Source organism: Bradyrhizobium sp. AUGA SZCCT0222, assembly GCF_018130205.1.
GTDB lineage: Bacteria > Pseudomonadota > Alphaproteobacteria > Rhizobiales > Xanthobacteraceae > Bradyrhizobium.
In genome coordinates this window covers 22,808-36,781 of record NZ_JAFCLX010000008.1, presented here as the reverse complement: position 1 = coordinate 36,781, position 13,974 = coordinate 22,808, and the positions used below count along the sequence as shown (strand labels likewise).

12 protein-coding genes and 1 pseudogene are annotated in these 13,974 nt (G+C 60.9%); 2 read left to right on the top strand and 11 right to left on the bottom strand.

All coding sequences use genetic code 11. The features are described 5' to 3' along the window. Nucleotide 1 precedes the first annotated feature (1 nt). Together JQ629_RS09220 and JQ629_RS09215 are read left to right on the top strand one after the other, a co-directional pair. Nucleotides 2-955 (top strand): Bug family tripartite tricarboxylate transporter substrate binding protein, encoded by a 954-nt coding sequence (locus tag JQ629_RS09220; RefSeq protein WP_212412386.1) that lies wholly within the window; start codon nucleotides 2-4, stop codon nucleotides 953-955. Nucleotides 956-969: 14 nt separating this feature from the next. Beyond that, a complete protein-coding gene (locus tag JQ629_RS09215; RefSeq protein ID WP_212412385.1) occupies nucleotides 970-1,986 on the top strand; it encodes a methyltransferase in 1,017 nt (338 codons plus the stop codon). Between the two features lie 257 nt (nucleotides 1,987-2,243). Here the strand turns inward: JQ629_RS09215 and arfA are convergent, their stop codons facing one another. From arfA to JQ629_RS09165, 11 genes and pseudogenes are all read right to left on the bottom strand, one after another. Beyond that, a complete protein-coding gene (gene arfA, locus JQ629_RS09210) occupies nucleotides 2,244-3,776 on the bottom strand; it encodes an arabinosylfuranosidase ArfA (protein ID WP_212412384.1) in 1,533 nt (510 codons plus the stop codon). A 35-nt stretch (nucleotides 3,777-3,811) separates the two neighbouring features. Continuing rightward, nucleotides 3,812-4,648, bottom strand: a complete 837-nt coding sequence (locus tag JQ629_RS09205) for a carbohydrate ABC transporter permease (RefSeq protein ID WP_212412383.1) — start codon at nucleotides 4,646-4,648, stop codon at nucleotides 3,812-3,814. Continuing rightward, nucleotides 4,645-5,562, bottom strand: a complete 918-nt coding sequence (locus tag JQ629_RS37015) for a carbohydrate ABC transporter permease (RefSeq protein ID WP_212412382.1) — start codon at nucleotides 5,560-5,562, stop codon at nucleotides 4,645-4,647. The genes JQ629_RS09205 and JQ629_RS37015 overlap by 4 nt, the downstream gene beginning before the upstream one ends. A gap of 21 nt (nucleotides 5,563-5,583) precedes the next feature. Then, the gene (locus tag JQ629_RS09195; protein WP_212412381.1) at nucleotides 5,584-6,792 is read right to left on the bottom strand and encodes an extracellular solute-binding protein; all 1,209 of its coding nucleotides are present in this window, start codon (nucleotides 6,790-6,792) and stop codon (nucleotides 5,584-5,586) included. A 536-nt stretch (nucleotides 6,793-7,328) separates the two neighbouring features. Continuing rightward, complete coding sequence (locus JQ629_RS09190; protein ID WP_212412380.1) at nucleotides 7,329-7,799, bottom strand: HXXEE domain-containing protein; 471 nt, start codon at nucleotides 7,797-7,799, stop codon at nucleotides 7,329-7,331. 77 nt (nucleotides 7,800-7,876) lie between these two features. After that, a complete protein-coding gene (locus JQ629_RS09185; protein WP_249134918.1) occupies nucleotides 7,877-9,316 on the bottom strand; it encodes a DUF4403 family protein in 1,440 nt (479 codons plus the stop codon). Between the two features lie 48 nt (nucleotides 9,317-9,364). Beyond that, nucleotides 9,365-10,606, bottom strand: a complete 1,242-nt coding sequence (locus JQ629_RS09180) for an alpha/beta fold hydrolase (RefSeq protein ID WP_212412379.1) — start codon at nucleotides 10,604-10,606, stop codon at nucleotides 9,365-9,367. 9 nt (nucleotides 10,607-10,615) lie between these two features. Next, nucleotides 10,616-10,900, bottom strand: a complete 285-nt coding sequence (locus tag JQ629_RS09175) for a hypothetical protein (protein WP_212412378.1) — start codon at nucleotides 10,898-10,900, stop codon at nucleotides 10,616-10,618. A gap of 86 nt (nucleotides 10,901-10,986) precedes the next feature. Beyond that, complete coding sequence (locus JQ629_RS09170) at nucleotides 10,987-11,316, bottom strand: hypothetical protein (protein WP_212412377.1); 330 nt, start codon at nucleotides 11,314-11,316, stop codon at nucleotides 10,987-10,989. Between the two features lie 75 nt (nucleotides 11,317-11,391). Beyond that, nucleotides 11,392-11,607, bottom strand: a pseudogene (locus JQ629_RS37865) (GCG_CRPN prefix-to-repeats domain-containing protein); the annotation flags it as partial. Between the two features lie 154 nt (nucleotides 11,608-11,761). Next, nucleotides 11,762-13,843, bottom strand: a complete 2,082-nt coding sequence (locus tag JQ629_RS09165) for a DUF4387 family protein (RefSeq protein WP_212412376.1) — start codon at nucleotides 13,841-13,843, stop codon at nucleotides 11,762-11,764. Nucleotides 13,844-13,974 lie beyond the last annotated feature (131 nt).

Genomic DNA, 13,974 nt, shown 5'->3' with positions numbered 1-13,974 from the left:
CGTGTCCCCGCTCATTCTCGTCTTCGTCATTGTTGGCGGATCAAGGTTCGCGGTCGCCGAAAGCTGGCCGCAGCGTGCCGTTCGGATCGTCGTCCCCTTTCCAGCCGGAAGCGCAATCGACGTCGCAGCGCGCATCATCGGCGATGGGTTGGCCAGACGCTGGGGACAATCGGTTGTGATCGAGAACAAGCCCGGTGGAGAGACGATCATTGGCACAAGTGCATTTGTCTCCGCGCGCGATCAGCACGCGCTGCTCTACACTACGTTCGGGACGGTCTCCGTTCTGCCGCTCACAGCAGACAACCTGCCGTTCAATCCGCAAACCGACCTGGTCCCACTCGTCCCTACGGTGTCGGTGGTTGTCGCCGTATCCGTCACGAGTAGTCTTCCGGTGAAAACACTTTCCGAACTTGAAGCCCTCATCCGTTCGCGACCGGGCGAATTCGCATGGGCTTCCAGCCCAACATTGCCGCGCTATGTGTTCACGATGTTCCTGAAGCAACGCGGTCTCGAAATGAACTATGTTGGCTATCGTGACGCCTCCCAACCACAAGCCGATCTTGGGGAAGGCCGCATCCATGCCTTCGTCGCGGCCATTCCGACGTCGATGCCCGCGGTCGCTGCCGGAAAAGCGCGCTTTGTTGCGACCACCGAGCCGCAACGCACGACGATACTGCCCGAGGTCGCCAGCGCGGCTGAGGCAGGCTACGACGAACTCTCGTTTATAGGCGGCGCGGGCATGTTTGTGGGAAACGACATGCCGGCCAGCATCCGCGAGCGTGTCATCGCCGACGTCAATGCGGTGCTGTCAGACGCTGTGATCACCGGAAAACTAAAGGCGGCAGGCCAGCAAGTGATCGGTGGCGGCCCCGACGTGCTGAGGAGACTCGTGGAGCAGCAGGCGGCGCGTGTTGTCGAAATCTCGAGGTCGATCGACCTGAAGTCAGTCAGATAGACGGAAGGCACGCCGTGTCGGATGGCATCGTGTTCGCGGATCGCTTGCTGGACCTCCTCGGCGGACACCGCGTCACCGCCGCATTGTACACTGCCGTTGAGCTTGGGGTGGTCGAATCGCTCGCTGCCGGCGAACGAACCGTTACCGAGGTCGCCAATGAATGCTCGACCCACGCACCTTCAACCGATCGATTGCTAATCGCCCTGGTGGCGCTCGGCATCTGTCAATCGGCAGGCCCGAACCGCTATCGACTGACGGATATGGGCGCATGCCTCGCCAACGACGCGAACCATTCACTGCGCAATTGGGCGCTGTTCGAGGGAAAAATGCTGTCGCGTTCGTGGATGGGGCTTGCCGACTCTGTACGGAGCGGCAGAACGGCGGCCGAGCTGGTGGGAGCCGAAGGCGGACGATATGGACAAATGCATCGTGATCCCGAGGCCGCATCGGTGTTCGACGCGGCGATGGCAAACATGACACGCCTCGTCGCGCGTGATCTAATCGCAGCCGGCGATTTCAACAGCGCAGGCAGAATTCTGGATGTCGGCGGCGGCGCCGGAACATTGCTCATCGAGATACTCCGCGCCTGTCCCACAACGTCGGGCAGTATCCTCGATCTGGAAAGATGCGAAGCCGCTGCCCGGCGGGCCATAGCCGCCGCCGGCATGCAGTCGCGCGCAAGCTTCCTCACCGCGGATTTTTTTGCCGGCCTGCCTGCCGGCTTCGACACGCTCCTTCTCAAGAACGTGCTTCACAATTGGGACGACGAACACTGCGCCGTACTGCTCGCCAACTGCCGCTCAGCGCTGATAGATGCGGGCCGCGTCGTCATCGCCGAGCGCTTCTTGCCGCCGCGAGATTCTTCCAGCAGGTCCGCGTCGACGGCATTGGGCGACCTCAACATGTTGCGCGGGCCCGGCGGCCGCGAACGAACCGAAGCGGCCTATTGCGAGCTCGTGACCAGTGCCGGTCTTCACGTCGCGCACTTGTTTCCGGCGGGCCGATACGATTTGCTAATCGCCACGCGATGAGGAAGTCGCCCCACGGACTAGCGAAGCTCTTGACTGGAACATTGGAGGCCGAAGTCCGCTTCCCACTTCCCTTGATGGCACTTAGCAGACGTGGGCAAACCAGCGAATGACCGCTTTGCGCCAGAAGCGGACATTTCCGACTGATCTGCTTTTGATCCAACCGGATCTGGTGCAATATCGCCGGCTTTCACCGCACGCCTGAAAACGAGGACCCAGTTGCCGTTCGGCCTGGATGACGTCCACGGATGATCGCCGATTCAGGCAAGTGGGATATTCCTCGTAGGCCTGCATTCGAACCGGAACACACTCCACGATGCCGGCGGTACAGTCAGGCGCCAAACACCTTCGCGGACCGTTGCGGCTGGGCCGTCTTCTGCCCTCACCCGTTCCGGATCGTCCGCGGTGTTCGTCGCGTTCAAATCATCCGACTTCATGACGAAACTTTCGAGAAAATTGCTGAATTCGAAACCGCGCAAATTGATCCCGACCTCTATCGCCTGATCGAAATTCCGGTTGACGCAGAACAAGACAAGGCTGTTGCCGTCCTCGGCCAGTACGGCAGCGCTGACGATATCGGGAAACGATTCGCCATTGCTTGCCGCGAAGGTCCCGCAGGTCAGGCGCATGTCGAGGACGGTTCCCCGAGCCCAACGGGCCGCATGCTGGAACGGATAGAAGATCGGCTGCCGCCACGCCCGCCCCCCTGTCTCGGTCATGATGAGCCCGATGACGTTGACGAGTTGAGCCACGCACGCGGCCTTCACCCGATCACATCGGTTGATCAGCATCAGGAGAGCGCTGCCGAACACCAGGGCGTCCTCCATCGTGTAAATCTCCTCCAGAATGGCTGGCGCCTCGGGCCAACCCGGCTTGGTTCGTGTGGCGCGGTCACGGGTGCGATACCAGACGTTCCACTCATCGAACGAAAGCATGATCCGCTTCGGCGATCGCCGGCGGGCGGCCACGCCGTCAGCGACGGCGACGATCTCGTCGATGTAGCGTCCGACCCAATCGGCTTCGGCCATGAAGTCGCGGGATCTGTCACCGTGCTTGGAAAAATAGCCGTGGAGGGAAATGTACTCCACCACGTCGAAAGTCTCTTCTAGAACCACTCGTTCCCATTCGGCGAATGTCGCCATGCTGCGGCTGGAGGAGCCGCAGGCGACCAGTTCGATGTCGGGATCGAGCCAACGCATCAGTTTGGCGGATTCACGCGCAAGCGCGCCGTATTCCTGCGCGGTCTTGGCGCCGATCTGCCACGGCGCATCCATTTCATTGCCCAGGCACCAGAGCCTGACGTGATGAGGCGTCGGATGCCCGTGTTGATGGCGCAAGTCGCTAAGCGCTGTTCCGCTCTCGACGTTGCAATATTCCAGCAGCGCCCTGGCTTCGTCTGCGCCTCTGGTGCCGAGGTTCACAGCCATCATGGGTTCGATACCGCCCTTCGCGCACCAAGCCATGAATTCATTGGTGCCGAACGCATTGGTCTCGGTGCTGAACCAGGCCAGTTCCCGACGTCGGGGCCGCTGATCGCGTGGACCGACGCCGTCTTCCCAATTGTAGCCGGACACGAAATTCCCGCCGGGGTACCTGATCACGGTGACCCCAAGTTCGAGAACCAGTTCCAGTACATCTTGCCGAAAACCGTCATCGTCAGCGGTCGGGTGCCCCGGCTCGAATATCCCGCCATAGACACATCGTCCGAGATGCTCGACGAAACTGCCGAAGAGGCGGGGGTCGGTCTTTCCCACCACGAAGGCAGGATCGAGAACGATGACAGCTTCGGTCATGGATGATCCTTGTCACGCTTGTAAGCTTGGATGGTTCAGCCCTTGACGGCACCGATGGTGAGCCCGCGCACGAGATGGCGCTGAACGAACAGCATGATCACCACGATGGGCAGCATGATGCCGATGGCGCCCGCCGCCGAAATCGACCAGTCGCTGACGTCCTCGCCTCCGAAGGCGGCAATCGCGACGGGTAAGGTTTTGGTCTTGATGCCCGTCAGCACGAGGGCAAACAGGAACTCATTGTATGAAAGCAGCAAGCTGAACAGCGCCGCGACCGTGAGGCCCGGGCGAACCAGCGGCAGGATCACGATCCAGAATGTCTGCCAGAGATTGCAGCCGTCGATGGCCGCCGCCTCGTCGAGGTCGCGCGGAATCTCCAGGAAGAAACTGTACATCAGCCAGATCGTGAACGGCTGGTTGATCGCCACCAGCGCCAGGATCAGGAGCGGATAGGTGTCGATCATGCCAAGGAAACTGCCCATGACGAAGAATGGAATCGCCAGCAGCATGTGGGGAAACATGCGGATCGTGAACAGCCCGAACAGGACAGGGGAGGCGCGGCGCGGCGGCATGCGCGACAGCGCGTAGGCGGCCAGACTGCCGATCGGGACCGAGATGAACACCGTGCCCGCCGAGACGATCAGGCTGTTGATCAGGTAGTGCGCAAAGCCGCGATCGAGCCAGACCTGGCGATGGTACTCGAACGTCGGCGGAAAAAAAATGGTCGGCGGTATCGTGAACGCGTCCGCGGGGTTCTTGATGGACGTCAGGGCGGCCCAGATCAGCGGAATGAGGTTCATGACGGTGAAGACTGTCAGCGCTGCAAACAGCAGCGTCTGGTTGCGCACACGCGCCATTCTGCGTGCCTTCATGCGCTTCTCCGGTAACCGCGCTGCAAGATGTGGCTGAACGTCGCGATGATCGTGGCCACGATGATGAGCGTGATGATTCCGAGGGCGGACGCTTTTCCAACCTGCAACAGCTGAAAGCCGAGCTGATACGTGTACATCGTTACCGTCTCGGTGGCGGTGCCAGGACCGCCACCGGTCAGGACATAGACGGCGTCGAAAAACCGGAAAACGTCCATCAGCCGGACCGATACGGTGAAGACGATGACAGGTACAAGGGACGGCAGGATGATGTGGCGAATGAGACGCCAGCTATCGGCCCCGTCGATGCTCGCCGCCTCGATCTGTGCCTGGTCCAGCGCCTGCAGGGCGGCATAGAGCACCAGCATGACAAACGGCGTAAAGATCCAGGCGTCGGCGAGAATGACGCAAACCTTCGCCCAGTAGGGATTACCGAGCCAATCGGGTGGACCGATGTTGAAGGTCATCAACGTCGCGTCGATCAGACCCCAGTTCGATGTCAATATCCATTTCAGAAAAAGCGTCGCCACGACAGGCGTGATGATGTGCGGCAGGAACAGCAGGATCATGAAGACGCGCGCACTGAACGTCAGCCGGTAAAGCGCGAACGCGAGAATAAAACCTAAGGCAAATTCGACGCCGACGGAGCCCAGGGCGATAATGATCGTGGTCCATAGCGATTGCCACAGACGTGCTTCACTCAGCAGCTGAACGTAGTTCGCCAGCCCGACAAAGCGCATCTCCTTGGAGCCGAGATAATAATCGAACGTGCTTAGGTAGGCGGCATAGGCCAGCGGCCACAGCAGGACGAGCGCCATCAGCCCAAAGCTGGGAACAAGGAATAGCCACAGGCCGCGCTGCCAACGCATGACGGGAGATCTCTGGGGGAGGGCTCGGTTCGAGCGGCCGGCGTTCACACCGGCCGCTGATCCGAAGGACTATTTGTAGTAGCCGCGGGACTGCAGCAGTTCGGTGGTTTCCTTTGCAGCCATATCCAGCGCGGTCTTGACTTCCTTTTCGTTGGTCACGGCCTGCAGGATATACCGGGTGACGATGGCCCCTACGTCGAGAAAATCAGGCATCGAGGGAAATGGCTTTCCAACTTCGAGGGAGGCACGGGCAGCCGCATACCAGCGGTATTTCTTGTTGAGTTCCGCATCGCCAAGCACGGAAAGACGTGGCGGCATGGCCAGCTCCGCGCCCTTTTGCATGCTCTTTTGACCGGCCGCCGTTGCGAGCATTCTGAAGATCGCGTCCTTGTCCTTCGACGAATACTTCGAGATGGCATATCCATCGTTGGCGATGCGCTGACCGCCGCCGGGAGGCGCAATCCAGTTTATCTTTCCGACAAAGCGCGACTTCTTCTCGTCATCCATCGAAGCTGCACGCGTGAACCATTGCAGGCCCATGGCGGCAAGTCCCTGTTGCAGGTTGATAGTCGATTCGTCGTTGGCGGCGGAAGTGAAGCCGCGCGGCGCGAAGGCCGTCATCTGCTTCATCATGGTGATGGCGTTCACGCCAGCCGGCTGATTGAAGATCGGCTTCCAGTCCTTGTCGAACCAGCCCTCTCCTACCGCATTGAGGTACCAGTGCGATTCATTCAGGCAGCCGTCGACGGGCTTTAGCGTCATGACCGTTCCGGAGACGCGCCCCTGATGCAGCTTCTTCGCAGCTTCCAGATACTCCTGCATCGTCTTTGGAAGCGCCAGGCCGGCTTCCTTGAAGAGGTCCTCGCGATAGAAAAACATCTCCGTGTTGGTCAGGATCGGCATCGAGTAGATGCGGCCCTTGTAGCTGACCGATTCGATGATGGATTTGGGAAAGTCGTCGAGTTTGAATTCATCCTTGTGCTTCGCCCAGAGATCGTCCAGCGGTTCCAGCCAGCCGCTGGCCGCGAATTTCTGCATCGTGGTATCGTTCAGATAGGCGACATCGATGGCGTCGGAACCGGACGACATCGTGATCGAAGCCAGCTCGACTTCCTTGTCGATTGGCATCAGTTCGACCGAGACCTGTCCCTCGGGAAGGGCCTTCTTCATCTGGTCCGTATAGTATTCCAATGCCGGTTGACGATGACTGATGACACGGATCGGTCCGGCCGCATGCGCGCGCTTCACATAAGGAGCAAAGGCGGTTGCTGCGGCCACTCCGATCAGAGATCTGCGAGTGAGTGAGGTCCGGCTCATATTGCTTCCTCCCTTTCTTGTTAGAACGAACTAATATGAAATCTGGTCGTTCTCAAAACGAAAAACGTCAAATCGAGCCGCGTGGAAAGTCAAAATCGAGCCGGTCTCAAGATGCCGAGGCATCGATAGCCACGCCGCACCGCAACAATTGACGCCAGATATCATCCCGCGTCGACAGTATCCATTGCCACCCGTGTCCACGGGGCCTAGATGGTTACGTTCCGCCGACGGAACGCTTGCCGCCCGAGAAAAGTTGGATCGAACATCGTGGCGGATTGCTCCGCTCTCGGCGACGGGGGTCCAGGCGCCTTCTAAACGGATGGAACACGTGGCCCTGGCTTTCACCGACAATCCGCCGACTGTCCGCTTTGCGCCAAAAGCGGCCTGATGGCAGGAGACGCGATGCGCTTGCAATTATTAGCCCTTCCGGGTTGACGGGCCAATAGGCCCGCTCGTCAGCGGCCAGAAAGAGCACCACGTGCCACGCGGCCGGAAGATCAACTCTGCCGAAAATAAGGCCTGTCTTTGAGCTTCAGCATTACGATCGGGTAGGCCATCAAAGCCGCGCCACCGGCGATCGCGAGCCCTACCGTAGACCATTCCAGGGGAGCGTCGTGCGCTGCTTTCCACCAGACGGCTATTCCGGCCGGAAAGAACAGCAGCACGGCGGTGATGAGGCCCGGCGAAAACCGCCCGCCTTCCCGCACGAAGGGCAGGATGTGAAAGACTACGGCGTTGATCAGCATCAGCGATGCAAATATCAGTGGCGCCAGCGGCAGGGCCGGAGCCAGATGCGCCTGGGCGATGCCCATGGCGACGACGATCGCGTTCGTCACGTAGAAATCGCTCCACTCCACGGGCAGCTTGATGACCGCCCTCGCCCAGTCGCGCCAATTGAACGTATACTCTTCCATGATGTGCAGCGCGTACGCGACCATCGATAGCCAGGCCAGGGTTTGCAGTGTCATCGGTCTCTCACGTCATTCAATGGATGCTGATTTCAGGCATGCCGCCGCGACCACGCGATCACGGCGGCGGGTTCGATTCACATCCCGTACAGGATGTTCAGTTCGCCACTGGCACGAAGCGCGATGACGATGCCGTCGGAGGGCAAGTAGACATTTTGCAGCGTCGCGGAGGAAAGCTGCCCTTCAATGCGGAAGCCGTCGTTCAGCGGCCGATTGAGCTTTGCGTTGGCAGCGTTAAGCAGATTGTCACAGGCGATGCCATAATCGACATTCACCTTCGATCCGAGCTGCGCTGCGATCGGCTCGATCAGCGGAGCGAGGCCCTCGTCATCGGTCATGATGCCGACGTTGGACAATCTGATGGCACGACCATCCGCATCGGCCTGGATCGCAGCCGAGAGATAGACCCATTTGCCGGCGACCGCATCGGTATCGGCCGCCCTGGCGACGCGAAGCCCGATGACGAGTTTGCCCGACGACGGATAGACGTCGATGTCGCGAACCGAGATGCCTGGCAGCGGCGGCATCGCGGCAATCGCCTGCGTCAGCCTGTCCTTGAACATTCCATAGCCGATCCGTACCGGCAGGATGACGTCAAACGTGCCGGGGGCACTGATATCGTGATCGAGCGGCGGCAAGGGTGTTGCGGCCATCGCCGGCGGATTTTGTCCGACGATTGTCTCGGCTGTCCCGGAGAGTGCAATCGAGCCACGCAGCGTCCGCGAATTCGCCCGCATGCCGGCAAAGGATACGCTCTGCGGATTCATCTGCAGCCAGACGGCCGGACTGTCGGAAAGCTGGATCGGCTCGAATGCATGTCGCCATGCTGCGGCGGCCTTGTCCTGCAAGTCGAGGCGGCGCGCAGCAGAAAGTGCGTGTGAACGCACCACCGCCAGCTGTGATCGGATGCGAGGCTCGGCATATTTCGCCAGCGGAATCTCGTGCCCCATCACCCGCAAAACCGGCGGCTCGCTCCAACGGAATCCGTCGCTGAAATCGAGGTCGAGCGACCAGTCGCGGCCGAGCTGCGGACGGGCGGAAGCCTCGATCGTCGCGCTGGCTTCGGTCTCGCCATGGATGCGCGCGGTGAACCGGTTGGCGCCTTGCCCCTCGAGCGCGCCATGGATCGGGACCGAACCATAGACGCGGTCGCCGCGGCCATACAGCGAGACCGGGCCGGACCGCTCGACATAACCCCACACGTCGCAATTGGCGTTGACCTTCCAGAACAGCACGCGGCGATGCACACAGCTGATCTTCTCGTCGATGCTGGCGAGCCGCTGCGGGATATCCCGCTCGATATCGGCAGCGAGCGCCGGCAGGCTGAACTCGATCGACGCCGACAACCGCGAATGGGTGCTGAAGGGTGCGACCGTATCGGGCGCGAGCGGCGGCTTCCCAGCCGCATTGGCCGCCGGGGAAACGCCCACGAGGCCGAGCAGGGCAAGGCCGGCAAGCGTTGAGCGCCCGAAGGCTTTTTGGTTTTGGCGAACGCGCGATGTAAAAGCGGGATTCATGGAAAGACCTCGGTATTTCGTTGCTGGACTAAAACTGGTTTGATCGGTCTATTGCGCTGCGCCCTCGGCCAGCGTCGCTGCGGCAACGGCCTTGCCGCAATCATTGGGTACGGGGCGCCCCGCGAAGCGATCCATTATCCAGGACACCGCGGCATCCGCGCTGTCTTTGGCAACAAAGCCATGACCGACCCCGGGCACCCACATCATGGCGACCTCGCCGCCTGCCTTGCACTGCCGCTGCATGTAGCCGCGGGTAACTTCCGGCCGCACGATGTTGTCCGTCGTGCCCTGGGCCAGGAACAACGGGATCTGCGGCGCGAGCGTACCCGGGGTGTTGCGCATCGCCAGCGATCGCCATGGCTGGACGGTGGCGATGTTCGGCACCGACAGGAATTGCTGCTCAAGCGGTTTCTCGGTCTGCCGCCGCTCGAGGATGTCGAAGATCGATTCGATGCATTCATTGGAAAGCCGCTCAACGGTAGGCATCGCCTCGGGGAGGACCACCTTGTCGATCGGTGCGCCGTAGACGCGCGACCACGACCACAACGTCATCGCCGTCAGGTTCTTGCCGCCCGAACTCTTGAAGTCGTCGCCCATCAGGGTGACGAGCGAAGTCGCCGGTGCTGCCGCCGCGACGCCGACCAGGCGAAGTTCCGGCGCATAGGTTTTTGCGATTAGCCCGGTATAGAGCGAAGCCTGTCCGCCCTGCGAATGGCCCCATACGGCAAAGCTGTTGCCGTCGCCCACATCAGGCAGGCTCCGCGCGGCACGCACCGAATCGATCACTGCCCGCGCCTCACTGTCGCCGACGAGATAGGGATGCGGACCTGACGTCCCGAGGCCGGGATAATCGGTTGCGGCGACCACAGCACCCTGCTCGATCAATTGGCGCAATCCGGCCATTTGCTGAAAGACGAAGATTGCAAGCGACGGCGCGCAATGCGGCACCACGCCGGTGGTCGGGTGCGCCCAGGCCACGATCGGCCTGCCACCCGGAGGTACCGGCCCGGGCGGAACGATGATCACGCCCGACACGGCGATCGGCTCACCCTGCATACCGACGGATCGGTAGAGGACCCGATAGGCTTGCGCGCCCGCAGGCGCAAACATCATCGGCTCGGAACGGATCAACGAACCGGGAGGCCCGGCGAGTTCCTGCGCCGTCGCATGGTAAAATGGCGTTTGCGCATGGGCGGCGCCGGTCAGAAGGCAGAGGACCGCAGATAGCAGCACGACGAGATAGTTCGTGACGCGCAAGCAGCCGGCACTCAATTTCACGGGAACGTTCATGGTCGCGCCTCATTGCTCGCCGGAGCGGAGCTGTGTTGCTCTGCGGTATGTTTCGTGGCCGCCATGATCGGGGAACATGACCTCGTGGCACGGCTCACTGAGCCTCGCCTCGTTGCCTTTCAGGCAGGTGACGATCTCGCCGACATCAGGGATATAGCTGCCGCAGAGCCGGAACACGTCCGGCCGGCATGCGTTCTGCTGTTGCATCGAGCCTTGCGCGAAGGCCGCACCACCACCGCCGATCGTAAACGCAACCAGCGCAACGCCAATCAATTGAAGCGAATTCCGATACATTTCCATCTCCTTTATTAAATCGTGATGTTTCCGTCACGCACCCGCATGGATGCGATGTTCCGCCTCCCGGATGCGGGAATGCCGATCTAGATCACCTGATAGGCAAACAATGTCGCGACGAGCGTGATGCCGACCAGGCCACAGAGAAAGATGACGTCGGCCAGGCGCTCGATGCGAATGCTCAACCGCGCCCGATACGACCAGCGTATCGACAGATACGAGGTCATGGCGCTTGCAAGAAACATCACCGCCACAAGTGCTGCGTATTCATCGACATGCGACGCGCCATGTTTGGTCGCAGCGAGCTTCACCAGCCCGATCAGGGTGGTGCAAACCCCGATCATCGTGCCCGACACCGGCAGGATGTGAGATGACAGGCTGTCGCTGCGGGTTCGGACGGCTATTCGATTGGACATGATGCTTGCTCGACTTGCCGCCAACTTGTGATCGCGATGCGCCGGAAGGCGCACCGCATGTTCGGTGTGGAACGCTCAGGTCCACTCGCCATTGGGCAACCGGCCATGAAACGGCGTGTTACGGCAGTGACCATACGGGCCGCGCCATGAACCGGGAGGGCAACCGTTTCCGTTGCTCGGCTTTACCTTCCATTCACCATCGGGCAGCCGGCCGTAATAGGGCGTGTCGCGGCAATGACCCCACGGACCGCGCCAGGCTTCGGGGCCGCAGCCGTCGGACACCGGAACGATCATCGATCGATCGACGCCGTCTCGAGATTTTCGGCGTTGGCGGGCATTGCGCTCGACAGCGCGAGCGTTGCCGCAAACGCCAGTACAACAGATTTCAACATGGCAATCTCCTTTTGCTTTGGTTCAGGGGCTGTGAGGGGGACAGTAAGCTGCGCTAGAAAGACGACGCCCTCGCCAGCGCAGCGGAATAGATCGGGATGCTCATCCGTTCGATCGCGACCTGCTGCTGCGCACCGAACACATCCCGCTCATCCATCGAAGCCGATATGTTCGGACGGTCGATGGAAATCTTGATCGCGTTGCAGCTATCGACGAAATAGCTGCCGACCACGCTCTCCGGCCGCACCCCGAGAATCTCGGCGACATTGCCGCGGGTGAATACGTTGGCGTGCAGCGCGGCCTCGTAATTCTCGCCCGACGTGAAGATGATGTCGAAGGTCAGGCGGTTGATGCCGGCGTCCTTGCTGCGGATGACGACCGCCATGTCGAGCAACGGATGCGAACCGATCGGAGCCCCCATTGGCGGATGATCCGCGATAAGCGACAGTGTCCGGCCGTTGACATTGCCGCGGTAGTCGCGGTCGCCGATGTCGAAGTAACGCGGACGTTCCGAGCCCTGCTCCGTCCAGTCACCTCCGTTGGCCGCAAAGTAAGTAATCGGGAACATGGTGTTCTTGATCACGTCCTCGTTCTGCAGCAGGTGATAGAGCGACCAGCCGTAGGCATCAGGCGCATCGAGGCTGAACAGCGAGCCGGATTGTGGCTCAGCAAGACCCTTGATCCGGTCGATTTCCTTTTGGTGACGCTGGGCCAGCTCTGCCGGATCAGGGTCGACGGTGCGGAGCAGCGCGACGGGATGCGAGGCGTCCGCGTCGGTTATGACGAAGGTCGCGTTCTCAAGCGCGTCCGGAAACTCATCTGCGATCAGCTTGAGCACGGCGGCCTTGATCGCCGCATAGTTCTCGAAGAACACGGGATCGCGTGTTCCACTCGGCACAATGGCACCGAACGTGCTGTCCTCACGCGAAAAGCTGACGAGATTGGGCGACAGCGGATAGGCAATATTGCCGGCGGTCGCCTTTCGGCCGGGATAGCCGTAGTGAATGAGATAATGCGTCAACAGGCTGGCCAGCAGCACAGCGGCTTCGTGGGTCTTGGCCGTCGTTTCAACGATGATGCCCAATTCGCGCTCCACGCCCTCGACCGGCTGCAGCTGCACGCCATTGCGGCCATAGAGCAGGACATCCGCCGGTATCTTCGACAGATCGGCCGGATCGATATGGATCAGCGAAACCTTTCGCGATCCGAGCCGGCGCGATCCTTCGAGCTTGATTGAGCACGGCCATGGCTTTGAGGAATGGACAAAGCGGCTGTTGCGAATTCCGGCGCTGCGACTGTCCCGGGAAAAGAACTGCGTCTTCTCCATCGCCAGAATGCCTTCCGGATAGTATTGCAGCTGGGGATGGCTTTCCTCATAAAGCGAATGCGCCGCAATTGAATAAGCCGTGCAGCGACGGGCTGGATTCGGCGCGGTAAAGGTCGCAGAGCCGTCGTCATAGACTTCCGCCACCAGACAGTCCGACGGTGAACCGGGATCGCAAGCCAGCGCGCCGCACTCCAGGACATGGCCGACATGGTAGGCCAATCCCGGATCGATATTGCGCCGGATCATGTCGGAAGCGAACAGTGCGACGTCGCAGCTCCGGCCGGCAAGGATGTACTGGGCACCACTCTCAAGTGCCGTGATCAGGGGATGAATTCCCATCTGGCCGACGATGGTACTGTCGCGCAACGCGTCTTCATCGAGATCTGGACCGGCTCCGGTGGCGCGCAGCGCACCGGCACGAAATTCTTTGATGACGATCTCTGGATCGAGTTCGGAGCGGATCACCGCGACCTTGGCGCCATTGATGCCGAGCTCCGCGAAAACTTCCTTGGCGATGCGGATCATCCAGTCGAGATTGCGGTCGCCTCCGGCCATCCCGCAGCTGCCGAGAATCACCGGGCAGCCGATCCTTGCACCGGCTTCGACCATATGACGGAAATCGAGCTTGACTGCCTCGCCCTCGAAATATTCGGTGCCGGTGCCGAGGTAGTACGGGCCGGCATCCATCGAGCCGGCGTCGCAGATGATGGCGTCGACCTGCCCTTGCAGGGCCGCTTCCAGCGACTCCTTCGGGTAGCCATAGCCGAGTGCGCCACAGGCCGAGATAACACGGTAAACGAGCTTTGGCATTGAAGTGCCCCTTGATCGACTAGGGCAATCCGGAATGGTTCGCCGCCAGCGCAGGCGGACAAATGATCCAAGCCGAGTTCAAAAACAAATATGGCTTCGATATGCAGGTATCGGCGCCCGATATGGCCGGT